The 23,153-nt window shown below is 62.6% G+C and carries 21 protein-coding genes and 1 other RNA gene; 4 read left to right on the forward strand and 18 right to left on the reverse strand.

The window, feature by feature from the left end; genetic code table 11:
- Nucleotides 1-57: 57 nt before the first annotated feature.
- On the reverse strand, nucleotides 58-1,485 hold the full coding sequence (locus tag JJJ16_RS05565) for a hypothetical protein (protein ID WP_219751683.1): 1,428 nt from the start codon (nucleotides 1,483-1,485) through the stop codon (nucleotides 58-60).
- A gap of 81 nt (nucleotides 1,486-1,566) precedes the next feature.
- On the opposite strand from JJJ16_RS05565, the gene JJJ16_RS05570 reads away from it, so the two are divergent.
- Nucleotides 1,567-2,352, forward strand: coding sequence for an alpha/beta fold hydrolase (locus tag JJJ16_RS05570; RefSeq protein WP_219751684.1), 786 nt, complete (start codon nucleotides 1,567-1,569; stop codon nucleotides 2,350-2,352).
- Here the strand turns inward: JJJ16_RS05570 and JJJ16_RS05575 are convergent.
- The 4 genes from JJJ16_RS05575 to JJJ16_RS05590 form a co-directional block, all read right to left on the reverse strand.
- Nucleotides 2,336-2,938, reverse strand: coding sequence for a class I SAM-dependent methyltransferase (locus tag JJJ16_RS05575; protein WP_219751685.1), 603 nt, complete (start codon nucleotides 2,936-2,938; stop codon nucleotides 2,336-2,338). The genes JJJ16_RS05570 and JJJ16_RS05575 overlap by 17 nt on opposite strands.
- Nucleotides 2,939-3,096: 158 nt before the next feature.
- Nucleotides 3,097-3,462: an iron ABC transporter gene (locus tag JJJ16_RS05580; protein ID WP_219751686.1), complete on the reverse strand. Its 366-nt coding sequence runs from the start codon at nucleotides 3,460-3,462 to the stop codon at nucleotides 3,097-3,099.
- 123 nt (nucleotides 3,463-3,585) lie between these two features.
- Nucleotides 3,586-3,765, reverse strand: a complete 180-nt coding sequence (locus tag JJJ16_RS05585; protein ID WP_219751687.1) for a hypothetical protein — start codon at nucleotides 3,763-3,765, stop codon at nucleotides 3,586-3,588.
- 217 nt (nucleotides 3,766-3,982) lie between these two features.
- Nucleotides 3,983-5,659, reverse strand: coding sequence for an FAD-dependent oxidoreductase (locus JJJ16_RS05590; RefSeq protein WP_219751688.1), 1,677 nt, complete (start codon nucleotides 5,657-5,659; stop codon nucleotides 3,983-3,985).
- Nucleotides 5,660-6,085: 426 nt separating this feature from the next.
- Here JJJ16_RS05590 and JJJ16_RS05595 point away from each other — a divergent pair, with 426 nt between their 5' ends.
- From JJJ16_RS05595 to JJJ16_RS10285, 3 genes are all read left to right on the forward strand, one after another.
- The gene (locus JJJ16_RS05595) at nucleotides 6,086-8,116 is read left to right on the forward strand and encodes an N-6 DNA methylase (RefSeq protein ID WP_219751689.1); all 2,031 of its coding nucleotides are present in this window, start codon (nucleotides 6,086-6,088) and stop codon (nucleotides 8,114-8,116) included.
- Nucleotides 8,056-9,264 (forward strand): restriction endonuclease subunit S, encoded by a 1,209-nt coding sequence (locus JJJ16_RS05600; protein WP_219751690.1) that lies wholly within the window; start codon nucleotides 8,056-8,058, stop codon nucleotides 9,262-9,264. Before JJJ16_RS05595 ends, JJJ16_RS05600 begins: the two co-directional genes overlap by 61 nt.
- Nucleotides 9,265-9,493: 229 nt before the next feature.
- The gene (locus JJJ16_RS10285; protein ID WP_225905003.1) at nucleotides 9,494-9,715 is read left to right on the forward strand and encodes a recombinase family protein; all 222 of its coding nucleotides are present in this window, start codon (nucleotides 9,494-9,496) and stop codon (nucleotides 9,713-9,715) included.
- A gap of 303 nt (nucleotides 9,716-10,018) precedes the next feature.
- On the opposite strand, the gene ssrA is transcribed toward JJJ16_RS10285, so the two are convergent.
- The 13 genes from ssrA to JJJ16_RS05670 all read right to left on the reverse strand — a co-directional run bounded on the left by ssrA (nucleotide 10,019) and on the right by JJJ16_RS05670 (nucleotide 23,153).
- Nucleotides 10,019-10,396: a transfer-messenger RNA gene (gene ssrA, locus JJJ16_RS05610) on the reverse strand.
- 100 nt (nucleotides 10,397-10,496) lie between these two features.
- Nucleotides 10,497-12,701 (reverse strand): YhgE/Pip domain-containing protein, encoded by a 2,205-nt coding sequence (locus JJJ16_RS05615; protein WP_219751692.1) that lies wholly within the window; start codon nucleotides 12,699-12,701, stop codon nucleotides 10,497-10,499.
- Nucleotides 12,698-15,388, reverse strand: coding sequence for a YhgE/Pip family protein (locus JJJ16_RS05620; RefSeq protein WP_219751693.1), 2,691 nt, complete (start codon nucleotides 15,386-15,388; stop codon nucleotides 12,698-12,700). The genes JJJ16_RS05615 and JJJ16_RS05620 overlap by 4 nt, the downstream gene beginning before the upstream one ends.
- Nucleotides 15,389-15,406: 18 nt before the next feature.
- On the reverse strand, nucleotides 15,407-15,934 hold the full coding sequence (gene smpB, locus JJJ16_RS05625) for an SsrA-binding protein SmpB (protein WP_003790105.1): 528 nt from the start codon (nucleotides 15,932-15,934) through the stop codon (nucleotides 15,407-15,409).
- Between the two features lie 84 nt (nucleotides 15,935-16,018).
- Nucleotides 16,019-17,293, reverse strand: coding sequence for a M23 family metallopeptidase (locus JJJ16_RS05630; RefSeq protein WP_219751694.1), 1,275 nt, complete (start codon nucleotides 17,291-17,293; stop codon nucleotides 16,019-16,021).
- Between the two features lie 5 nt (nucleotides 17,294-17,298).
- Nucleotides 17,299-18,213: a permease-like cell division protein FtsX gene (gene ftsX / locus JJJ16_RS05635; RefSeq protein WP_219751695.1), complete on the reverse strand. Its 915-nt coding sequence runs from the start codon at nucleotides 18,211-18,213 to the stop codon at nucleotides 17,299-17,301.
- A 5-nt stretch (nucleotides 18,214-18,218) separates the two neighbouring features.
- A complete protein-coding gene (gene ftsE / locus JJJ16_RS05640; protein ID WP_034464661.1) occupies nucleotides 18,219-18,908 on the reverse strand; it encodes a cell division ATP-binding protein FtsE in 690 nt (229 codons plus the stop codon).
- Nucleotides 18,909-19,098: 190 nt separating this feature from the next.
- Complete coding sequence (prfB, locus tag JJJ16_RS05645) at nucleotides 19,099-20,220, reverse strand: peptide chain release factor 2 (RefSeq protein ID WP_034464658.1); 1,122 nt, start codon at nucleotides 20,218-20,220, stop codon at nucleotides 19,099-19,101.
- Nucleotides 20,221-20,356: 136 nt separating this feature from the next.
- Entirely contained in the window at nucleotides 20,357-21,718 is a 1,362-nt protein-coding gene (gdhA, locus tag JJJ16_RS05650) for an NADP-specific glutamate dehydrogenase (protein ID WP_219751696.1), read from the reverse strand.
- Nucleotides 21,719-21,790: 72 nt separating this feature from the next.
- The gene (locus JJJ16_RS05655) at nucleotides 21,791-22,234 is read right to left on the reverse strand and encodes a hypothetical protein (protein ID WP_219751697.1); all 444 of its coding nucleotides are present in this window, start codon (nucleotides 22,232-22,234) and stop codon (nucleotides 21,791-21,793) included.
- Nucleotides 22,227-22,625, reverse strand: coding sequence for a 1-hydroxy-2-methyl-2-(E)-butenyl 4-diphosphate synthase (locus JJJ16_RS05660; RefSeq protein WP_219751698.1), 399 nt, complete (start codon nucleotides 22,623-22,625; stop codon nucleotides 22,227-22,229). The genes JJJ16_RS05655 and JJJ16_RS05660 overlap by 8 nt, the downstream gene beginning before the upstream one ends.
- Nucleotides 22,622-22,996, reverse strand: a complete 375-nt coding sequence (locus tag JJJ16_RS05665) for an ABC transporter (protein WP_219752001.1) — start codon at nucleotides 22,994-22,996, stop codon at nucleotides 22,622-22,624. Before JJJ16_RS05665 ends, JJJ16_RS05660 begins: the two co-directional genes overlap by 4 nt.
- Nucleotides 22,983-23,153 carry a membrane protein gene (locus JJJ16_RS05670; protein WP_003790126.1) on the reverse strand — a complete coding sequence of 57 codons (171 nt, stop codon included), beginning with the start codon at nucleotides 23,151-23,153 and terminating at the stop codon, nucleotides 22,983-22,985. Before JJJ16_RS05670 ends, JJJ16_RS05665 begins: the two co-directional genes overlap by 14 nt.

Genomic DNA, 23,153 nt, shown 5'->3' on the forward strand with positions numbered 1-23,153 from the left:
AAACATACTCCTAAACCACTATGCATAAATCCAACAATAACCTAACTTCAGAATGAATTAAATTACACCTATATCCCAAGAACCATCATCACGAATATGACAATCATACGCAGACAGAACCTGTGCTATGGATAGCAGTTCCATCGATTGCCTGTAACGAGGAAATACCACATCTCCTGCTCCAGCAACATACACCGCCAACAGGCGAACTATCATTTCATTAATTTTGGAGACAACTCTAACTTTCACACCATCCGGAAAACTACCCCGACTAGCATGCTTAATCGAGTTATAGACTGCCGCAATCGCCCGCGATAAACCCTCTACACTTTCAATCTGATCAGGCCACTTAATATCAAGCACAGTAAGGCACCTGTATACACAGACAGCTATCGGCACGTTACGCTGCCCCCGTCTAGCGCCTACACACTCCTCTCCTTCAACACTCTCAAGCTTCGACGCCGCAGCCTCTATACTCATGCACGTTGAGATAATAGAATCCTCAACAATTCCACCTTTACGACCAAGGACATTAGCACTTGGCAGAATAAAGCGCTCCCATTCATCATACAGGTTAGCCCATCGCTCGAGACCTTCCACTCCAATTTCCCCAAGCGAAGCGATAGGATACCTCAGCCCTTTCATGTCCGGGATAGGTTCAACCTTCTCTCGAACTGTATCTGCGCTAACAAACTCGACAGAAGATATGTGAGTAACATCAGAGCCGGAGACAAAACGTGCCGACACATTCTCATCTCGCAGACAATGACGACGAAAAGACAATTGCCTACCAAAAATAAATGTCATAAAGTTCTTAAACTTTTGATGTTCGTATAAATGATCCGCAGCCGCTTTCGCACCAGATTCAAACTTACTAACAAGCGAAACATTACCGTCCACAAATATACGCTGTTTATACCCATCTTGAGTCGACCTCCCCTCCCAAGTAGTTCGCAATTCCATTCGAGCACCCCCCTGACTCCAGGTAGCAATTTGATTTGACCCCGTTTTGATTTCAAGGGATTCAGCACATCCTCGCTCATCCATAATTGGATTCTCAGACAATGCATATACTGGAGACCAAACATTAAGACCATCAATCCAACTCGCAATCTCACCAACCGCAAGAGACTCTAAGCTCCCTCTTAACGTGACCCCTAATACCGAATAGGAAGGACAAAATCTACCAATTGATGCAACACTATACCCGAAAGCCTCATTATATGATCGCCATCTATTCTCGTACAAACCAATTGCACCATTCGTAGTTAGCAAAACGAGAGCTGAAGGAATTTCCCTATTCTCAAACCATTTCCGCACTCTTGCAAAATTCTGCACTTCTCCATCTAACACATACGGCACCTCAACTACGACTCCTTCATCAGGCGTGAGTCTCAATGTCGCCCCCACATAGAAACTATCATTTTCACAATCCACAAGGAGACCAGTGATACTATCTCCAAAATCAAGGTCAATCTGTCCCATGAGCACATTTTGTCATCGGCCCTACGGTTTGCGCAGGCGTTTCACCAACTCTCAATTTTTCTATTTTCACGGAGTTCCGATATGAAGATGCACGTCTACGGGCCCGGCGGGGAAAACTCCCCCACCGTCCTCATCATTCACCCGATGTTGTCCTCGGCCTCGAGCATGAAGGCAGCCCTCTGCGATCACATGGGTCCCGGCCTGCGTTTTCTCGTGCCGGACCTGTCCGCCCACGGGGACGAGGCCTCGGCCCCCTACGTGTCAGCGACCGCGGAAGCGGGGGCGATCCACGAGTGGCTATCCTCCCACGGGGTGCGTCACCTATCGCTGGGGTTCGCGGCGTCGCTCGGCGGGGTTGTCCTGTTCGAGCTGCTGCGTTTCCCGGACCTCTCGTTTGATCGACTGTTCATCGAGGGGGTGAGCTTCTACTCGGGCGGACCCGTGGCCCGAGTCGGCGGGGCAGTTCTCAGCCGCGTGATGGTCGCGAAACACCGGAAGGCCGTCCGCGACCCCGAGGCGGGGGCACGCAAGCTCGCACGCCTCTACGGCGAGGAGGCCGCACACTCAATGGCCGCCAGTTTCGCAGCGATGAGCGAGGACAGCGTCCGCGCGATCGTGCACGACTGCTCGCATGTCAGCCTGCCACCCCTCTCCCCCACCACCCAGCAGCGCTGCACCTTCGCGTATGGGGAGAAAGACTCCGACCTGCGGCTCGCGCGCCGCGTGGTCCCACGCCTCTATCCGGAGGTGGAGCTGCGCGTCTGGTCAGGCTGGGGGCACTGCGAGCGCATGAGCCGTGACTCGGTCGCCTACGGGGCGATGCTGCGGAACGTCGCCCTGGGCTCGGCATCTACTGATCGTTCGTGAAGGAGGCGATCACGCAGGGAATTCGACCTCGCACGACGCGGTAGGTGACGCCCATGCAGCCCATACGCTCAAAGAACGCCCGGTACGACACCGGGTCGAAGTGCTCCTGGAAGTGCACGCCGAATCGGGAGATCACCCTCAGGAACATGGTGTACGCCCGCTTCTTGGGAATCACGTAGGTGGGCACGATGATCATGCCACCCGGGCGCACGACCCGCTTGAGTTCCTTGAGCGCGTCGCCCGGTTCAGGCAGCAAGTGGATGATGTTGCCCGCCACGACGGCGTCGAACGAGTCGTTCGCGTAGCGCAAGTCGGTGATATCCGCCTGCTCGACGGTGACGTTCGAGTGTTTCGCGAGCTTCTTGCGTGCCTGCTTGAGCATCCCCTCGGAATAGTCGGTCGCGACCACACGCGCGCATGCGGGGGCGATGGCCGCGCTAATCGCGCCCGTTCCGCACGCACATTCGAGCACGGTGTCACCGGGACGAATCAACCGGGCAACGGCACCGCCCGTCCCGTCGTACACTCTCCTGTTGAGCGCGTTGACCGCGAGGTCGTAGAGCGGGGCAACTCGATCCCAAATCATGCCAGCACCTCCGTGTGCTTGTGCGTTGCGCGGGCCTTGAGCCGTCGCGATACAGGAAATGCTACGCCCGAGAAGGCGACACCGGGGTGAAACGGGTTCTGCGCACGGGGACATATCCGCGTAGTCGCCTTCAGCACGCGAATCGGCCTGCTGCGCACCTACATCCGCCGCGAGGAACACGCGTGGATGAAGGCACCGACGCTATGGGCCCCGAAGCCAAGGAGGCTGTAGCCCACCCCGTAGATGAGCGCGCTGTCATTGAGAAACAGGTACATCGGCGCCAGGAAACACACGAAGGGCGCGAGCAGCCACAGGAGGCTGAAGCCATCCTTCACGCCATCCCAAGCGCCAAAGCCCATCGCAAGGATCGGCAGGATCGCGAGCAGGATCAGGAACACGAGGCTCTTCACGATCTCCATCGAGTCCGAGACGCGCGAGAGACTAAACCACGCCGCCGGCACCAGCAGGTAGATGCCGAACAGCACGGCGATACGAATCCACGTTGATTTTGTCGCCCACCTCATGACTCAATGATAGCCGTGTCGCATGAAGAAAAAAGCTCTTTGACACGTCCGCTGTGCGGGCCGCAAAATGGGCGCAAATGAACCAGCGTCGCGGCTCGCGCGACGCTACCAGAGGGCTGACGCCTACTTGCAAAAGCTGCCGAAGAAACCGCGCTTCTTCTCGGCGGCGGCGTACTCCTCGTCGGAATGGTTCTTATCGCACCACTGATCCGCGGGAACCTGCTCCTTCACCGAGTCGATGTGCTTGCCGCAGCCCTTCCAGGTGGTCTTTCCGCATACCTCGCAGGTGGTGGGTCGACACATGATTGCCTCCTTCGTTGTTGCGCCGCGAATCCGTCATTGGATCCGGGCCGTGGTGTTGCGAGCTTCCGCCCTCCCCATGCTGGTTGCACCGTCGCATGAGGCCAGCCGAAGGAAGGGGAACTCGTGTTCGTCGGTCGCAATGCTCCCGGTTTTGACTAGAAATTCTACTGCTTCGCGGTCCGACGCGTGGTCGTTTGCGAGGCAGAAGTCCTCGGGCTTAGCCCTCCCCCTTCACCAGCACGGCCTCAGCCTTCTCTCCGAGCCACGCGCGCAGCGTCTGAATGCCGCCCGACAGCATCGTGGCGTTGAAGCCCGCGTGGCGCACGATGCGGTAGCCGATCCAGGAGCGCACTCCCGCGGCGCACATGACGACGAAGGGCTGGTCGCCGACGTTCTCGTCGACCCAAGCGCGGACTTCATCGAGGCGGTCGCGCAGCTGGGTGTGGGGAATGTTGAGGGAGTTCGGCATGTGCCCGGCCGCGTACTCCCCCACCGTGCGCACGTCCAGGACCGGCATGTCCTCGGTGAGGGCGTCGGGGCCGATGAGGACGAGCTCGCCGGTCAGCACGTTGTGGGCGACCATGCCGGTCTGGTTGACGGGGTCCTTGGCTTGGCCGTAGGGCGGCGCGTAGGCGAGGTCCAGATCGATGAGGTCCGTCGCTTTCAGGCCCGCTCGCATGGCGGTCGCAATGACGTCGATGCGGCGGTCCACGCCGTCGGCACCCACGGCTTGCGCGCCCAGAATCTCCCCATCCGCGCCCACGTGCATGAGGATATGCACGGGCTTGGCGCCCGGGAAATAGCCCGCGTGCTGGTTAGCGTGCGTGTGCACCGTGAAGTACTCCGCGCCCAAGGCATCCAGGGTCGCGCGGTTGGCGCCGGTCATGGCGGCGGTGAGGCTACCAACCCGAACGATTGCGGTGCCCTGGGGGCTCGGGATGGGGCGCGCGGTGGCCTCGCCGTGTTCCGCGTCCGCGATCGCGTCGGCGACGAGGCGTCCCCCTCGGTTCGCGGGTCCGGCCAGGGCGACAGGGCGGTCGTAGTCGCGGCCAATCGTGCCATCGCCGACCGCGTAGACGTCGTCAGCACTGGTACGCCCGTGCTCGTCGACGAGGATGTAGCCGCGGTTGGTCTCGATGCCCGCGGCCTCGGCGAAGGCGGTGTCGGGGCGCACGCCGGCCGATAGGACGATGACGTCGGCGTCCAGCTTGGCGCCATCGGAGAGTGTCACCGAGTCGTGGTCGTCGCCGTGGGTGATGGTCTGGGCGGCGACGCCCGCATGGACGTGCACGCCGAGGGCGCGCAGCTCGCGGGTGACCAGCGTGGCCATTTCGACTTCGAGGGGTGGTAAGACGTGTTCGGCGTACTCGACGAGGTGGGTTTCGAAGCCTCGCTGTGCGAGGGCTTCGGTGGCCTCGATGCCGATGAACCCGGCTCCGAGGACGACGGCTTGCGTGCCCGAGGCCTCGCGCAGGGCGAGGGCATCGTCGACCGTGCGCAGGGTGTGCACGCGCGGGGAGTCGAGGCCGTCGATCGGGGGCCGGCTCGCGAGGGCTCCTGGGGAGAGGATCAGGTGATCGTAGGTGAGCGTGTAGGCCTCGCCGGTCTCAGTGTTCGTGACCTGGACGCTGTGCGCGCCCGGGTCGAGCGCGGTGACCTCGGAGTTGATGCGCACGTCGAGGTTGAGCGCAGCTTTGAGGGTTTGCGGGGTGTGGAGGAGGAGCTTGGCGGGGTCTTCGATCTCGCCGCCGACATAGTACGGGAGCCCGCAGTTCGCGAAGGACACGTACTTGCTGCGCTCCAGCACGATGATCTCGGCTCCCTCGTCGCGCCTGCGCAGGCGTGCCGCCGCGCTCATGCCACCCGCGACTCCTCCGACGACTACTACTCGCATGTTCGGCTCACTTTCTGGCTCGAGGGCTGGTCTTCTTCAACAACCCCAATGATACCCCTGAGGGGTATCTAACGGGTTTTGAATGCGGGAATTCTGACTAGTTCACAGGCCCCTAGCCTCTCACGATGACCGCAACGAATCCTTGCACAAGAGTTCGTCGTGGCCGGGATGCGCGAAGGAAAACAGCTCGCACCCCAACTTTCGAGACAGGTTTCCCCACAGCACCCAAAAAGAAGCAGAGTACGTTACGCCCCCCGACGGGTCCATTATCGCCAATCCGCACATTGTGACACACTTAGGAATGCGGACTCCGATGATGGAACAGTGGAGGCTACCCCCATGGCCTGCCCAGGTCCAGTACCCCTCACGCACATGTTCGAACTCAACCGATTGTGAACACATCTAAGGCTTGGAAAGGATAAAAAAATGGCCAAGCAAGCAAAATCAGTCGAACCTCAAGTCGCTGACCGTTGCAACCGCTGGATGAGCGACATGGGGCTGGACTACAAGCTTGAACAAGAACCTCTCAACGAGGAGATCGACAAAGCTCTATCCGAATACGAGTCCAAAGGCGGAGGGAAGGGCGGGAACCGTCCAGACGCAAAACTACTGCTGACCGACAGTGAAAACAAGCACTGGCCCATACTCATCGAGTACAAGGGCTACCGCGACAAGCTCATCAAGTGTGACGCGCAAGGCCATATCGCTAACCGGGACAGCAAGGGCGAACCCGACTACCGAAACATCGCAAAGTTCGCAGTCAATGGCGCGGTTCACTATGCCAACGCCCTGCTTCACTTCACCGGATACTCGGACATCATTGCCATCGGCGTTACCGGATACCTCAATCCAGATGACGGCAAGCTGCACCATGAGATTGGCGTCTACTATGTGTCACGCTCCAACCTGGGCGTGGGGCAGAAGGTCGCGGACTTTATCGACTTGAGCTTCCTCGCCCCCAAACACTTCGATGGCTTCATCAAACAAGTCAAGCAACTGTCTCTCACGCAGCGCGAGCTTGAGGCTCTGCGAGAAAAGCGCGAGGGCGAGATTACCGCCAGTCTCACCAAACTCAACAACGACATCTACCAAAACGAGAAGGGTATCGGGGAGTCGGACCGCGTCTACCTGGTGGCCGCGTCGATCATTGCCACGCTCGGTATCCCTGACTATGTCGCACCACTGGACAAGGCAGACCTCAAATCGTCAACTGAGGTCGGTAGTCGCGACGGAGACATCATTCATCGGAAGATTCAAGCGTTCTTACAGCACAAGAATCTACCCGAAGAAAAGCGGAAGTTCGTCGTAAACACATTGTCGAATGTGCTGCTACAAGAGCGGATCAACAAGCCAGAAAACGGCGAGAGCCAGCTTCGGCGTATCTTCTCCAAGATCATCGACGACCTGGGAATTTACTACAAGATCGGCCTGACCACTGATTTCACTGGCCGCCTGTTCAACGAAATGTACTCATGGCTCGGCTTTAGCCAGGACAAGCTCAACGATGTGGTGTTGACGCCATCGTATGTGGCAACGCTGTTGGTCAGGCTAGCGCGTGTCAACAAAGACTCGCACGTATGGGATTTCGCTACCGGCTCCGCTGGACTGCTGGTTGCTGCGATGAACGAGATGCTCGCTGATGCGAAGAGAACTATCAAGTCCCCCGAAGACTCGGCTCGCAAGGAAGCTGAGATCAAGGCGAATCAGCTGCTGGGCATTGAAATCCTGCCTAGCGTCTACATGCTTGCCGTGCTCAACATGATCCTCATGGGCGATGGATCCTCGAACATCCTCAACAGAGACTCTCTTAAGGAATTTGACGGTGGGGACGCCCCATTTTCTGCAGACGCATTTATCCTCAACCCACCATATTCGGCACCCGGAAATGGAATGGTCTTTGTGGAAAAGGCTTTAGCAATGATGTCTAGCGGATACGCGGCTGTCATCATTCAGGGGTCCGCGGGATCCGGAAAAGCTATCGATTACAACCGGCGAATTCTCACCCACTCCAAGCTGCTGGCCAGCATCAAAATGCCTATAGACCTGTTCCTCGGCAAGTCAAGCGTCCAGACCTATGTTTACGTCTTCCGCGTCGGTGAGGCACACCAGACGGATGACACAGTTCGCTTCATTGACTTCACTGATGACGGGTATGAACGGTCAAACCGCAAAAAGGCACGCATCAACCTGAAGGATGTTAACCATGCGACGGAGCGTTACGCAGAGCTGGTTGACGTGGTGCACTATGGGGCAAAAAAGCTCCACCATATTCGCCCACAAGACTTCTTCGAGGGCGCCATCGACCCGACCAACGGCGCTGATTGGAATCAGAGTGCTCCCATTGACATCACGCCAACTTTGGAAGACTTCAAGAAGACTGTGTCCGACTATCTCGCTTGGGAAGTCTCAACGCTCTTGAAGAACATCAAGCTGGAGGACGATCGCCTGGGAAAATAGATACCTCACTGCGCGCGCAACTTGATAGCGCACAGTGGGGAGAAGTCAGAATCGGCGATCTGTTCGATATTCACCCGACCCGTGCTTACAGGCTAACAAACGGCGAGCTATTTTCTTCAGCGGGGACCATACCCGTGGTTACTAACTCCTCATCGAATAATGGAATAACCGGGTTCTCCAGTTTACCCCCGACTGAGATAGGGCCAATGATTACCTTTAGCGACACGACTACAGGGGACTGCATTTTTGTCCAGCCGCGCCCATTTATCGGTTATCCGCACGTGCAGGGTCTCTATCCCATTGAACAACCTGGAGAGTGGGATTGTGCCTCACTTCTCTTTGTTGTTTCCCTCATGAGTAAATACGCACGTGGCCGCTTCAGCTATGGACACAAGTTCACCAGAGACACTGCTCGCGATATACGAATCATGTTGCCGTGTCAGGGGGATGGAAGTCTTGATTTTCAAGCGATGAGGCGTGTTGTCGCCGAGCTGGAAGCTCGGCATGTCGCCGAGCTGGAAGCTCGGCATGTCGCCGAGCTGGAAGCTTACCTGTCCTCCTCTGGTCTCTCTGATTACGCTCTCAGTGAGGTCGATTATCGAGCTTTGTCTTCCCTCACTTCTGCTAACTGGGCTTCCTTCAACCTCAAGGAGCTTTTCGGCCCGGCCACACGCGGGAAGCGGCTCAAGTCTGCGGACCGAACGGCAGGGGTTTTGCCGTTCGTGACAGCGGGTGAGTCTGATACGGGAGTTTCGGCCTTCATCGGCAACAACGTGCAGGTATTCCCCGCCGGTTCGTTCACTATCGACATGTTTGGTTCTGCCAAGTTCCGCAACTACAACTACGGCGGCGACGACCATGTGGCTGTGGTACACACAGAAAAACTCACGCGCAATGCAGCGATTTTTGTCACTGGCGCGGCGCACAAAGCAGCCCACACTGGGGCATTTGATTATGGGCGGAACTTCTACGCGAAAGATGCCGATGCACTGGAGATCTCTTTGCCCACAAAGAACGGCAAGCCTGACTGGGATCTCATGGATGCCATTGTTAGCGCTGCTCACAAGCTGGTGGTACAGGGCGTCGCCGAATTCGCTGCCCGCGAGATTGCGGCCAGCTTGAAAGTGACCGGCTTGGATGCCCAATAATCGCGACAATCCTCCTTTTGAAACAATCGGATGCCAACTCGATTAGCGATGCGCTCAAGCGAGGAGTGATTTCAGCCCATGAGAAACGGACACACAAGGGTTTCAACCACCCGCCGAGAGCGATCCTTGGACACCCAGCATGAGGCGCTGATCGACGCCGAGTGTGATCCCGACGAGCCGCACTCAGACACCATCAGCGACACTCAAAGGAGCCGCCCAGAGCTTACGGATGCGGCTGGAGTACATGCGCACAGGAGACACCGTCGTGGCGACCCACCTAGTCCGTCTAGGACGCAATATGTACGAGGCCGTCACCACCAACGCTAACCTTGCCGCGCGCCAGACTAAAGTCCAAGTACTCGATTCCGTGCTAGATAGGTCCCGCCCCGCAGACGAGGGGGTCGTGCACGTCATGGCCTCCCTGGCGGTGTGGAAGCGAGCGTTGCTGTAGGACCGTACCCATGAGGGTGTCGCCCACGCCCGCGCAGCGGATCTTAATCCCAATCTCACCAACGAGTGAGCCCTGCCGACGCGCCAGCTCACCAGCAGCGGGGAGAGCGTCGCCTCCATAGCGAGATCGTTCAGAGTCTGACGCTGGACTCTCTACCGGGTACTAGAGCGTGAGGCGCCACCTAGAGCCACCCAATACAAAGAAGGCACCGCCCTGATGGGCGGTGCCTTCTTTTCGGCCTAGGCCAGTAGTACGGCAAGCACGAAGTATCTCCGCATCAAGCGGGGTCGAGCCTGTGTACTCGAGTGGAGATGGGGGGAATCGAACCCCCGTCCAATGGCCGGCCCCGAATTCTTCTCCGAGCGCAGTCTACGTTTTTATTTCTCAGCCCCCGGCATTGCGTAGACACACCGCTGGATAGGCTCAGTTGATGAAGTGTCGGAGGCGCCCCACCAACATGGGCGACTCCCAGTGGCTCCCTAGACGACGCCAGACACCGGGCCGGAAGCAACTCCCGGGCTGACGGACTAAAGGTTCAGGCTGCGATATCAGGCAGCGAGAACGTAGTCGGTGCGATTCTGTTCGGCACCTATTGGTTTGCACGCATCGTTAACGAGTTGAGCGTACATTCTCGGCTCGCTTCACTTCGATCGACGACCACTGTCGAAACCGATCATCCCCTCTTGAGTTTTCAACTCCCCCAACGCCCGCGTTGCCGCAGACCGTCGGACACATCAGTTTACGCCCACAGCCCCCGCCCGTCAAGGGAAAAACCGACGCCTCAGAGCAGCTTCGTGGACTCCAGTTTCTCGACCATGCGCCGATTCTTGCGCACCAGCAGCGGGCGCAGCGCCAGCCCCAGGAACGCGGCGAACAGGATGAAGGAGGCGAGGAACCACATGGCGTCCCCGTACTCGTGCCCCGCGTACCCGGCGATCGACGCGCGCAGCGCCGTGATGGCGTGCGTGGCCGGCAGGAACGGGGAAACGGAGGAGAAGAAGGACGGCAGGATCGCCAGCGGGAACGCTCCCCCGGCGCCCGAGATCTGCAGGACCAGGAGCAGCACGCCCAGGGCCTTGCCCGCGTTCCCGAACGTGGCGATGAGCGTGTACAGGAGGAATGAGAACACGACGGCCGTCAGCCACAGGGTGCCCATGAACTGCAGAGGGTGCGCGTGCTGAACCTTCAGGAAGTACAGGTCCCCGAGCCCCACCAGGGTCGCCTGGGTGAGCGCGATCGTCCCGAAGATCAGGTAGCGGCCCAGGTACCCGGCCGCCAGGCCGACGGGCTTAGCCGTCAGGGTTGCACGCAGCGAGTCACCCTCGGGCAGGCCGTCGGCAACGTTGGAGTCCGTGACGTCCGAGCGCAGCGACACGACCATCAGAATAGAGCCAACCCACAGCGCCAAGATCGTGTACAGGGGCGCCATCTGGGAGCCGAAGTTTGCGACCGGGTAGACGGGAGTTTTCTCCACGCCGACGGGGGCCGCAATGGCCGCAGCCAGGGCCTCGGGATTATTCCCGATGATCGTTCCCAGCGTCGTCAGGTCTCCACTGGCAAGCGCCTCACTGATCGAGGAGTGCAGGGAGTCGAGCTTACCTGCGGCCTCGCGCAGGCTCGTGGCCGCGCCACTCAGGTTGTCACGCAGCTGGGTCAGCCCCTCGCGCGCGCTCCCGCTTCCGTTCGAAGCCGTGGACGTCGCGCCCTCCAGGGACGTGCGCGCGGCACTCAGGGACGACTGGGCCGAGGCCAGGGTGGCGGCCAGCGATTCAAGCTGAGGACGCAGGTTGTTCTCGTAGTCGGAGGACAGCCCGTCCACCGCCGAGCGCGCCTGGGCGATCAGGCCGTTGACCGTCGCGTGCCCAGCTTCGGCATTCGCGACCTTGGAGTCCAGCTCTGAGGCGGCGGCGCGCAGCCCGTTCGCAACCTCGGTCAAACGGTCGGAGGCCGCCTGCAGGCGGTCCAGCGAAGACTGGGAGACGGGCGAGCCCGGCAGCGCCTCGAGCGTCGACTTGATCGACGCGAAGCTGGTCGCCTGCGTGTCCAGCACGCCAGCTTGCGAACGCAGCGTCGAGGCCGCATCCGACGCGCTCGTCGATCCGTTCGCGTACACGCTCTCGACGGCACTCGACAGGGAGGACAGCGAGGACTGGGAGGAGGAGATCGCGTCGGACACCGAGGAGACCGTCGCCGACGCAGCAGATCCGAGGCCGCTGGCCCCCACCTGAGCACTCGACACCGCGGACTGCGCAGGTCCCTTCGCGCTCCCCAACCCGTCCACGAGCGTGGCCGTCGAGTCGATGAGCGTCACCGAGGAACCCACGAGCGACGCGTAGGCATCCGCACTGTCCGCCGCCGTGCGCAGGCGCGAGGCGACGGTCTGCACGCGGTTATCGAGCGCCGTCACCGTATTGACGGCCGTGGGAGCCGACAGCGCACCCCCGACTGACGTCGCCGTATCGAGGGCGACCTCGGAGAGGGTCTGAACGAAGATCTGATTCACCTGGGCGCTCACGGCCTCGGCGCCCTGCCCGGCGATCTTCGGCGAAATACCGTTCTTCTTCTCGTTGACGTAGTACGTCATCGGCGCGGAGGACGCTCCCCCGTCGAAGAACGTCAGCATCTCCTGAGAGAAGTCCGAGGGAATGACGATGGCCGCGTAGTACTCGCCCGAGCGCGTCCCCTCAACCGCCTCATCCTCGGAGGCAATGACCCAGTCGAAGTTGTCATTCTTACGCAGTGCGGACACCACAGAATCGCCAATGTTGACGTGCAGCGGCACCAAGTCCGACTTGTAGCCCGCGTCCGTGTTCGCAATCGCGATGCGCAGGCTCTTCGTGTTCCCGAACGGGTCCCACGACGCCGCCACGTTGAACCACGTAAACAGCGACGGGATGACGACCAGTCCGAAGACGACGACGCTGGCGATCAGGGATCGATGCGCGCGGCGCAGGTCCGCGCGGTAGATGGCCCAGATGGTCCTCACTGCTGCTCTCCCTTCGCCGGCTCCGACGCGCCGCCCGCGGCAGCCTCATCGACGAGGTCGGGGTCGGCCTTGTCCGTGTCCTCTCCCCCGCGATCACCGAGGGAGGAGGCCAGCGCCGACGAGATCGACGCACCCACAGCGGCAGCACCCAGCGCGATACGCGAGCGCGCGCCCTGCACGCGGCGGGTCAGCAGCGAGCGCACGTCCCCCTCGTCCATGGCGCCGAGGAGCTGCTGACGCGCCAAGGCCTCGCGCACGTACTGCAGGCCGATCAGGAACGTGATGACGAGGAGAACCCACACGATCCAGGCACCCAGCACGATCGGCACCTCCGCGACGTTCGCGACCGACAGGACGGCGAGCGCCACCGGCACGATAACCCCAAGAATGATCGCCACGCGGCGAATCCTCGGGTATCGGCGCTCGAAGCGCGCGGCGCGGCCGCTGACCGAGCGCTGGAAGCCGTCGTGATCGGCCAGGGCTGCCACAATCTGCGTCAGGCGGTAGCGGTTCGAAGGCACGCGCGTCGCCTCAGCCAGAAAGAGGCCAGAGGACGCCAGGTCGCGGGTGACCATCGCATTTAGGTTCACCAAGAACGGGCGCAGCGCGAGACCGATCGCGAAGGCTACCAGCGCCTCAGCACCGAGAACCGCCAGGCACGACAGGTAGGTGTGCCCATAGAACCCGGCCACGATCTCACGCAGCGCATTAACACCGTAGGTGAAGGGGAACAGCGGATGCAGGAAGCGGAAGAAGGACGGCAGCATCTCGATCGGATACAGGCCGGCAGAACCGGGAATCTGCATGACCATGATGATGACGCACAGCCCCTTGCCGATGTGCTGGAAGCACGTCGAGAGCATGTAGACGATCGAGATAAACACGAGCGAAATAGCGATCGACGTCCCCACGAAACCCAGTCGGGAGACCGTTTGAACGCCGATGACCAGGTCGCCGATCGACACGACGAGCGCCTGAATGACCCCGAAGAACGCGAGCAGCATCCACCGGCCCATATACTTGGCGGCCGACGAGATCGGGCCGATGCCCTCTTCATCCACGTCGAGCTTGAGAAGGAGGACAAGCGAAAACGCGCCGATCCACAGGGCCAGGTTAGTAAACAGCGGGGCCATCGCCGAGCCGTACGCGGCTACGGGGTACACGGCCTTCGTCTCGATCTGCGTCGGCGAGGCCATGAACGAGGCGATCGATTCTGCGTTGACCCCGAGAGAGTCCGCGAGGTCACGCAGCGTGTTCGAGGAGGACAGCGACGAAATGTCCGTCGCCACCGAGTCGAGGTCGGTCTTGATCGCGGCGACATTCGTCGAGCTGGTCTGGGTCGCCGTCTTCGCCCCGTCCAAGAGGGAATCGAGCTGGTCGAGCAGGCCCGACACCTGCTCGCGCTGGCTGCGCAGCGTGTCGAGGGAGCCACGCATCGACGAGGACGCGCTCGAGAAGTCATCAAGCGCCGAGGAGATCGCGGGCAGCTGAGCGGACACTCCGCTGCGGGCGTTCGTCACTGAGGCCGACACGGCCGCGGACGCGTCGGAGGCTGACGTCAGCGCGTTCGAAATCGACGTGGACGTGTCCGACAGGTCGGAGTTGAGGGTCGTCAGGCTGCCCAGGGCCGTCGACAGCGCAGTGTTCTGATTCGTCAGGTCGGTCAGTGCCGTGCCCGCGGCGGGCAGGTTCCCGATCCCCAGAGCGTTCAGTTCCGCGAGCACCTCACCGACCGAGTCGTTGATCGACGTTCCCTCGGTGAGCAGGCCGCCCACACGCCCGGAGGCGCCCTGCACCGCGCCGTCGAGGGTTCCCGCATTCGCGGACACGCCCGCAAGGGCGCTCGCCGCGTTCGAGGACAGGCCGTCGAGGGCCCCGCCCATCTGGCTCGAGAAGGAAGCCAGCGACGTGCGCGAGTCGCTCACCAGCTGGTCCGCCTGGTCCAGAGAGGTCGACATCTCGGAGACGGCCGCGTCCAGATCGCTCAGGGTCGTGCGAGCCGAGGCCACCGATGCCTTCGCAGCGTCGATCTTCTCCCCCATGCCGTCCAGGGTCTGCGAGGCACTTCCCAGCTTGGCCGAGGCCTCGGACACCGATGTAGAAACCTCCGAACGCTTCTGGTCAGCGTTGTCCGCGATACTGACCCCGGCCTCGGATGCCTTCTCCGACAGCACCTTGGCCACCGTCGAGACGAAGGTGGAGTTGATCTGGCGGTCGAGAGTCGTCGCGCCCGCCCCCGTGATCTTGGGGGCCACCGCGTTGTTCTTCTCGTTGACGTAATACTGGATATTCGGCTTGACGTACGTGCCGTCAACGATGCCCGTCAGGTCACGCGAAAACGACGCCGGGATAATGAAGGCCGCGTAGGAGTCGCCGCGTTCTACCTCGGCGCGCGCCTCCTGCGCGCTCACGAAGTGCCAGCCCAGCTGATCGTTCTGCTTGAGCTGAGTCTCGAGCATCGCACCGACGTTCACGGTGCCGATCTGGTCCTTGGTCGCACCCTCGTCTTCGTTCGCGACGGCGACGCGAATGTGGGAGGTCTGCGAGTACGGATCCCAGAACCCGACGATGTTGAACCACGCGTAGAGCGCGGGCACGAACGCCATACCGATGATGACGATCCACGCGGCCGGAACACGCAGCAGCCTCAGAAGATCACGACGAAAAATCCTGACGGAACCTCGCACGCAACCGCCTTCTTTCCCTTACCTGCGGGCCTGCTTCACGTAGCGACGCATCGCGCGCTCGGCCTCGCGCTGATCCTGCTTCTCGCGCAGGGCCTGACGCTTATCCCATTCCTGCTTGCCCTTGGCCAGGGCGATTTCGACCTTGACGCGGCCACCGATGAAGTACAGCTCCAGGGGCACGATCGTGTAGCCCTTCGCGGCCACGCGGTCCTGCATGCGGTCGATCTCCGCGCGGTGCAGCAGCAGCTTGCGCTTGCGCGTGGGCGCGTGGTTCGTCCACGAGCCCTGCGAGTACAGAGGGATGTTGGCTCCGTAGAGCCAGGCCTCTCCCCCGTTGATCTCAACCCAGGCATCGACGAGGGACGCGCGACCCATGCGCAGCGCCTTCACCTCAGTGCCCATGAGGGCCAGGCCGGCCTCCCAGGTGTCCTCGATCGTGTAGTCGTGGCGCGCCTTCTTGTTACGGGCGATCGTCTTCTTCGCGTCGGAGGCAGCCTTGGCGCGCTGCCCCTCCGTAGGCTTGGGCTTCTTCCATTCCTTGGGCATGCTGCCTCCTTTCAAACTCGGTTTCCGACTCATGCGGAAAGACCCCCGCAGCGAAATCGCTACGAGGGTCCATCCTAACGCGGATTACAAATAATCCATCGGTTCAACATAGCTTCCGTTCTGAATGACACCAAAATGCAGGTGGCATCCGGTCGCATAGCCGGTCGATCCAACCTCACCCAGAGCGTCACCCGCGTTGACGTACTGACCCGGGGACACGTACTGGGCCTGCATGTGCAGGTACTCAGTGATGACGGAGTTACCGCCGACGAGGCCGTGGTTGATATCCACGTAGTTGCCCGCCGAATAGTCCGACGACACCGCATTGACGTAGCCCGACGCCACAGCACGAATGATCGTGCCGCAGTCTGCAGCCATATCCGTGCCCGAGTGGCCCTTCATGACGCCCAGGACCGGGTGGTAGCGCATACCAAACGGGGATGTGACCACGATCGGAATGTCGAGGGGGCTGCGGAAACCCGAGGCCGACACGTACGAGGCACCCGACGCACGGTTCGCCTCGTCGATGGCAGCCAACTCCGCGCTGCGCGCCTGGTAGTCGGCTTCCGCCTGGTCGAGCGAGGCCTGGACCTTGTCCTTCTGAGAGTCCCATTCGGCTTGCTTGGCCTGCGCCTGCGTCTTCAGGTTGTTGAGCTCGGTGAGCTTGGAGTCGGCCTCATTCTTCGCAGCCTCAGCCTCGGCTTCGGCCTTCGCGGCCTTCTCCTCGAGGTCGGCGATACGGTCCGTGATAGCGTCCTGGCGCGTGGCCTGGGTGCGCTGGGACGAGGAGACGTCCAGCGCGGCCGTCATCGTCTGGCTCTCCGTGCGAAGCGCCATGTCGGCGGCCGCTGCACGGTCGGTGATCGACTCCGTGCCGCCCGCAGTCAGGGCGACTGCGACGGGGTCGACGTTGCCCTCGCGGTACTTGCGACGCACGAGGTCAGCGATCGCGCGCTGCGCGTCGTCGGCCTGCGTGGTCGCCTGGTTGAGCGACTGACCGATGCGGCTCTGCTCGCCCTGAGCGGCGCTCAGCTCACCCATGATCGTCGCGTGCTCGCGAGACTTCTGGTCGTACGTCGCGGTCGCGCTCTCGTAGGCGGCCTGTGCCACCGGGATCTGCCCGTTCAGCGACTGCAGGTCGATGAACACCTGGGCGAGCGACGCATCGATGCCCTCCAGCTGCGACTGCAGGGCGTTGACCGTCGCCTCGGCCTCGGCGGCCGCGTTCGCGGCGGCGTCGCGCTCATCGTCCGCACGTGCGGGCAGGGCCTGGCTCATCGCCGCAAATGAGGCGATCGCGAGGGCCAGCGCGCCGGCGCGCAGCGCGCGACGACCGGGACGATGCGAGGAGAGGGACATCAGACTCACGCCTTCGTGTACTTCGCGAGCGAGAACGCCGAGGCAATAACCGCCAGCGCCACCGCCGCCAGGACGAGGATCGGCGTCATGATCGCGACCTCACCCATGCCGATAAAGTTAGTCCACTTAAATGCGGGGGCCATCCACCCCTGGACAATGAAGTGCACGCCCGCGAACAGTGTGCCGATCGCGAAGCCGGCACCCACCAGCGCGGCGAGCGCGCCCTCGATCATGAAGGGGGCCTGAATGAACAGGTTCGAGGCGCCCACGTAACGCATGATCTGGGTTTCCTGCTCACGACTCATGGCGCTCAGGCGGATCGTCGTCGAGATCAGCAGGATCGCGGCGACGACCATGATCGCGCCGAGGCCCAGGGCAGCCGTGCGGGCTGCGCCCAGCACGCGGAACAGGGGCTCGACGACCTCACGCTGGTCGCGCACCTCGGACACGCCCGCGGTCCCGGAGAACTCCTCCTTGACCACCGAGTACTGCTCGGGGTTGACCAGCTTGATGCGGAACGCGAACTGGAGCATCTCCGGAGTCGTCCACTGGGTCAGCGCGTTGTTGCCGTTGAGACGCTGGAAGTTCTCGTAAGCCTCTTCCTTCGTCTCCTCGTACACGTTGGCCACGTACGGGGTCATCTCGGCGGACGCCAGCTTCTGGCGCACCGCGTCGATCTGCGCGTCGGTTGCCTCAGTCGCGTTGCAGTTCGCGGCCGCATCGTTGATGGCGCACATGTAGATCGTGACCTCGATCTTGTCGTACCACTCCGACTTCATCTTGGACACCTGCATCTGGGTCAGGCCCGCGATGCCCACGAAGAGGAGGGACACGAAGGTCACGAGGATGACGGCGACGCTCATCGCGCGGTTACGCGACAGGCCCTTGCCGACCTCGGACAGAATAAAACGAAGCTTCACTGGTCTTACCTCCCGGCCCCGTAGACGCCGCGGTTCTGGTCGCGCACGACGTCGCCGCTGGCGAGCTCGATGACGCGCTTACGCATCTGGTTCACGATGTCCGCGTCGTGGGTAGCCATGACGACGGTCGTGCCCGTGCGATTGATTCGGTCGAGGAGACGCATGATGCCCAGCGACGTCTCCGGGTCAAGGTTGCCGGTGGGCTCGTCCGCGAGCAGCAGCTCGGGGCGGTTCACCATGGCGCGCGCGATAGCGACACGCTGTTCCTCACCGCCGGACAGCTCGTGCGGCAGGCGCGATTCCTTGCCGGACAGGCCCACCAGCTCGAGGGCGTCCGGGACGGCCGTCTCGATCGCGTGGCGAGGCTTGCCGATGACCTGCATGGCCAGAGCGACGTTCTCGTACACGGTCTTGGAGGGCAGCAGTCGGAAGTCCTGGAAGACCGTGCCGATCTGGCGACGCAGCTTCGGAACCGCCCACGTGGACAGCTTGGACACGTCCTTGCCGAGCACCCACACCTTCCCGCTGGTCGCCTTCATTTCGCGCATGACGAGCTGCAGGAACGTGGATTTGCCGGAACCTGACTTGCCGACGAGGAACACGAATTCTTCGCGTTCCACCTCCAGCGAGACGTGGTCCAGCGCGGGCTGGGCACCTGGCGTGTACACCATGGTGACATCTTCAAAACGAATCATGGGACCGTCCGATCGGGGTCAATAGTCCCTGTCAGATTAGGTAACGATCGGGTCACGGCCCGGCTACGACACGCGGAAAACAGGCGGTGTGGCGCTCAGCCCTCCGCTGTGGGCGCCTGGACGCGCAGCCGACCCCGGCCTCGTTCATGAATCGACGAGGCCGGGGCCGGGTTGCGCGTATGGGCGACGCTCAGTCCTGAGCGGCCTTCTGCTCGTTCTTGCGCCAGCGGATGCCGGCGTTGATGAAGCCGTCGATGTCGCCATCGAAGACGGACTGGGGGTTGCCGGACTCGTACTCGGTGCGCAGGTCCTTGACCATCTGATACGGCTGGAGCACGTAGGAGCGCATCTGATCGCCCCACGACGCCTTGACGTCGCCGGCGAGCTCCTTCTTCTTCGCCTGCTCTTCCTCGTGGCGCAGCACGAGGAGGCGGGACTGCAGCACTCGCAGGGCGGCCGCGCGGTTCTGGATCTGGGACTTCTCATCCTGCATGGACACGACGATGCCCGTGGGGATGTGGGTCATGCGCACGGCCGAGTCGGTCGTGTTCACGGACTGGCCGCCGGGGCCCGAGGAGCGGAAGACGTCCACCTTCAGCTCGGACTCGGGGATCTCGATGTGGTCCGTGGTCTCGATGAGGGGGATGACCTCGACGGCCGCGAAGGACGTCTGGCGGCGGCCCTGGTTGTCGAAGGGGCTGATGCGCACGAGGCGGTGGGTGCCGGCCTCGACGCTCAGCGTGCCGTAGGCGTAGGGCGCCTGAACCTCGAAGGTGGCCGACTTCAGGCCAGCCTCTTCCGCGTAGGAGGTGTCCATAACCTTCGTCGGGTAGCCGTGACGCTCCGCCCAGCGCAGGTACATGCGCAGGAGGATTTCGGCGAAGTCGGCGGCGTCCACGCCGCCCGCGCCGCTTCGGATCGTGATGACGGCGTTACGCTCGTCGTACTCGCCGTCCAGCAGCGTGCGGATCTCCAGGTCACCCAGGTCCTTGCGCAGCTTCTCCAGGTCGGCCTCGGCCTCGGCGAGGATGTCAGCGCCCTCATCCGGGTCCTCGGCGGCCATGTCCACCATGGCCTCCAGGTCGTCGATGCGCTCGCTCATCTGCGTGATGCGGTCCAGCTCGCTCTGGCGGTGGCTGAGTGCGCTCGTGACGGCCTGGGCGGCGCTCGGGTCGTCCCACAGGTCGGGCGCTGCCGCCTTCTCGTTCAGCTCGGCGATCTGCTCGCGCAGCTTGTCCGGCTGCACGACCGCGACGATGTTCTCCATCGTGGTGCGCAGGGACGGGATCTCTTCAGAAAATTCAATGGCCACGCACCCAGGGTAGCGGATCGGAAGCCCAACGAGGAACGCTAAGGGGCGACGGTGGCGGGGTTTACTCCCCCGCCGACCTCAGATACGACGGCGCCCCGACGCCACACAGGACGGCGGGGCACCGAAAGAGAGAGGATCAGATGAGACCCATCGCGATCATCGCGTCGGCCACCTTTTGGAAGCCCGCCAGGTTCGCGCCCGCCACGTAGTCACCCGCGACGCCGTATTCCTCGGCGGTGGCGACGGTGGTCGCGTGGATGTCGACCATGATCTGGTGAAGCTTCGCGTCGGTCTCCTCGAAGGCCCACTGGGTGCGGCCGGAGTTCTGCTGCATCTCGAGGCCGGAGGTGGCCACGCCACCCGCGTTGGAGGCCTTGCCGGGGGCGTAGGCAACGCCGGCAGCCTGCAGGGCTTCGATCGCCTCGGGGGTCGTGGGCATGTTCGCGCCCTCGGCGACCAGCTGGACGCCGTTCTTGATGAGGGTCTCGACGCCGGACAGGGGCAGCTCATTCTGGGTCGCGCAGGGCAGCGCGACGTCACAGGGGACGTCCCAGATGGAACCGTCGGACACGAAGACGGCGCCGGGACGCTCGGCCGCGTAGTCGGAGACGCGTCCACGACGCACCTCCTTGATGTCCTTGAGCAGCGCGACGTCGATGCCGGCCTCGTCCACGACGTAGCCGGAGGAGTCGGACACGGCCACGACGGTCGCGCCCAGCTGCTGGGCCTTCTCGGTCGCGTAGATCGCGACGTTACCCGAGCCGGAGACGACGACGCGCTTGCCGTCGAAGCTGGTGCCCTTCGCGGCGAGCATTTCGGCGGCGAAGTAGACGAGGCCGTAGCCGGTGGCCTCGGTGCGCACGTAGGAGCCGCCCCAGGACAGGCCCTTGCCGGTCAGGACGCCCGCGTCGAAGCGGTTCTTCAGGCGCTTGTACTGGCCGAACATGTAGCCGATCTCGCGGCCACCCACGCCGATGTCGCCGGCGGGCACATCGGTGTCGGGGCCGATGTGGCGGGAGAGCTCAGTCATGAAGGACTGGCAGAAACGCATGACCTCGGCGTCGGACTTACCCTTGGGGTCGAAGTCCGCGCCACCCTTGCCACCACCCATGGGCAGGCCGGTGAGGGCATTCTTGAAGATCTGCTCGAAGCCGAGGAACTTGATGATCGACAGGTTCACGGAGGGGTGGAAGCGCAGGCCGCCCTTGTAGGGGCCGAGCGCGGAGTTGTACTCGACGCGGAAGCCGCGGTTCACGTGGATGTTGCCCTTGTCGTCGGCCCACGGGACGCGGAACTGGATCTGGCGCTCGGGCTCGACGATGCGGTCGATGATGGCCAGGTCAGCGTACTCGGGGTGACGCTCGGCGAGGGGGGCGATGGTCAGGAGGACCTCGTAGACGGCCTGGTGGAACTCGGCCTGGGCGGGATCGCGGCGCTGAACGGATTCGAAAACGGAGGCCAGCGCGGGGGAAAGACGAGATGTATCAAAGCTGCTCATGGCCTAAAGTTTACGTTTCGTTTACCCGACCTTCCCTCGCCGTCCCACAATGTGACCGTCGCGGACACCACTTTAGGGTGACCCCTGCACCCCGCGCAGGCGTGCACTCGAGGTCCTCACCAGCTCGGGAACCACCGCGCTGCGCAGCAGCGGAGGCAGGAGGGAGACCCTGGGGTGCGCCCTGACACCAACCTCCACCTCCCCACTGCTCACGCTGACCCAGGAGACGCTCACCCCTTCCCCGACCCGGCACGTCGAGTCCGACAGACCCGCGAGCGCACGGTCGACGCGAGAGCTCGCCGTCTCCTCGTCAACCCCGAGGTTTCCTCCCGCGAAGACCGTTGACGCGGAGGCTCCTGACACCCCGGCGCTGGCCAAGGCGTCGGCGCAGGACACGAGGCGGCGGTCCTGCATCGCGACCTCGGTGAGCGCGATCGACACGACGAGCAGCAGGCACACGAAGGCGCAGCCCGCGCACATGAGGATCCCAACGCGTCCCTCCTCCCCCTCATTCACGGGCGACCACCTCCCGCACGGGCGCGCGGGCGCTCGAGGATACACCCACGCCGAGGCCGCCGAGCCAGGCGGGCATGAAGGGCAGCGGGACCTGCACGGACACGCGCACGTCAACAGCTCCTTCTCCCTGCTGGCAGTTCTCGCACGTCGAGGCCACCTCGGGGGTCGCGTTCACGCCGAAATCCTCGACGATGAGGGCGACGGCGTGGGACGCATCGGCCGTTCGATCCGGGTCCTCGGCGAGGATACGTGCAGCCTCGCGCGCCCCCGCGTCCACTGCCATCGCCCCCGCGCTCACCTGGCCGATCGCGAGCACGATGTAGAGCACCGGGATCACGACGACGACGAGAATCCCCAGGAATTCGACGCTGGCGTCTCCGCGCTCGCTCACGGCCCCTCCACCAGTGCACGCCCGCGCACGGTCAGCCACCTCGGCCCGAGTCCTCCGACGAGCGGCAGGCGCGTGCGCACGGTGACGGTGAGGACGTCGACTCCACCGTCGCTCTCGCGATCCACGGCTATCTCGCGATCCTTCGCGGTCCCCACGAGAGAGTCGAGGAGTTCGCCCGTGCGCGCCCGGGCCTCGTCCTCATCCCCTCCGAGGAGGCCGCCTCGGCGCGCGCCCTCGGACGCCGCACTCACGCTCATCGTGCGCACGTGCGAAGCGAAGGCCAGCTGAATGAGAAGGAGGATGACGAGGACGACGAGGCCCTGGACGAGGACCGTCGAGACGACCTCGGATCCCTCCTCAGATGCCCGCAATCGAGTCCATCGCACGGTTAAAGATCTCCACGAGCCGCTCCGAGGCAACACCCCAGATGAGGACGACGAGCGCGGCCGTCATGAGGGTGATGAGGACCCACCCGGGCACGTCACCGCGCTCCCCGAGGGGAGCCTTCCTGAGAAAGAGTTTCTTCAT

This window comes from Schaalia sp. ORNL0103, from assembly GCF_019429565.1.
Lineage (GTDB): Bacteria > Actinomycetota > Actinomycetes > Actinomycetales > Actinomycetaceae > Pauljensenia.

What these genes read in the sequence shown, in the direction of transcription:
- JJJ16_RS05565 (WP_219751683.1), bottom strand. Translation starts at nt 1,485, where the DNA reads ATGGGACAGATTGACCTTGATTTTGGAGATAGTATCACTGGTCTCCTT.
- JJJ16_RS05570 (WP_219751684.1), top strand. Translation starts at nt 1,567, where the DNA reads ATGAAGATGCACGTCTACGGGCCCGGCGGGGAAAACTCCCCCACCGTC.
- JJJ16_RS05575 (WP_219751685.1), bottom strand. Translation starts at nt 2,938, where the DNA reads ATGATTTGGGATCGAGTTGCCCCGCTCTACGACCTCGCGGTCAACGCG.
- JJJ16_RS05580 (WP_219751686.1), bottom strand. Translation starts at nt 3,462, where the DNA reads ATGAGGTGGGCGACAAAATCAACGTGGATTCGTATCGCCGTGCTGTTC.
- JJJ16_RS05585 (WP_219751687.1), bottom strand. Translation starts at nt 3,765, where the DNA reads ATGTGTCGACCCACCACCTGCGAGGTATGCGGAAAGACCACCTGGAAG.
- JJJ16_RS05590 (WP_219751688.1), bottom strand. Translation starts at nt 5,659, where the DNA reads ATGCGAGTAGTAGTCGTCGGAGGAGTCGCGGGTGGCATGAGCGCGGCG.
- JJJ16_RS05595 (WP_219751689.1), top strand. Translation starts at nt 6,086, where the DNA reads ATGGCCAAGCAAGCAAAATCAGTCGAACCTCAAGTCGCTGACCGTTGC.
- JJJ16_RS10285 (WP_225905003.1), top strand. Translation starts at nt 9,494, where the DNA reads ATGCGGCTGGAGTACATGCGCACAGGAGACACCGTCGTGGCGACCCAC.
- smpB (WP_003790105.1), bottom strand. Translation starts at nt 15,934, where the DNA reads ATGCCCAAGGAATGGAAGAAGCCCAAGCCTACGGAGGGGCAGCGCGCC.
- JJJ16_RS05630 (WP_219751694.1), bottom strand. Translation starts at nt 17,293, where the DNA reads ATGTCCCTCTCCTCGCATCGTCCCGGTCGTCGCGCGCTGCGCGCCGGC.
- ftsE (WP_034464661.1), bottom strand. Translation starts at nt 18,908, where the DNA reads ATGATTCGTTTTGAAGATGTCACCATGGTGTACACGCCAGGTGCCCAG.
- gdhA (WP_219751696.1), bottom strand. Translation starts at nt 21,718, where the DNA reads ATGAGCAGCTTTGATACATCTCGTCTTTCCCCCGCGCTGGCCTCCGTT.
- JJJ16_RS05670 (WP_003790126.1), bottom strand. Translation starts at nt 23,153, where the DNA reads ATGAAGAAACTCTTTCTCAGGAAGGCTCCCCTCGGGGAGCGCGGTGAC.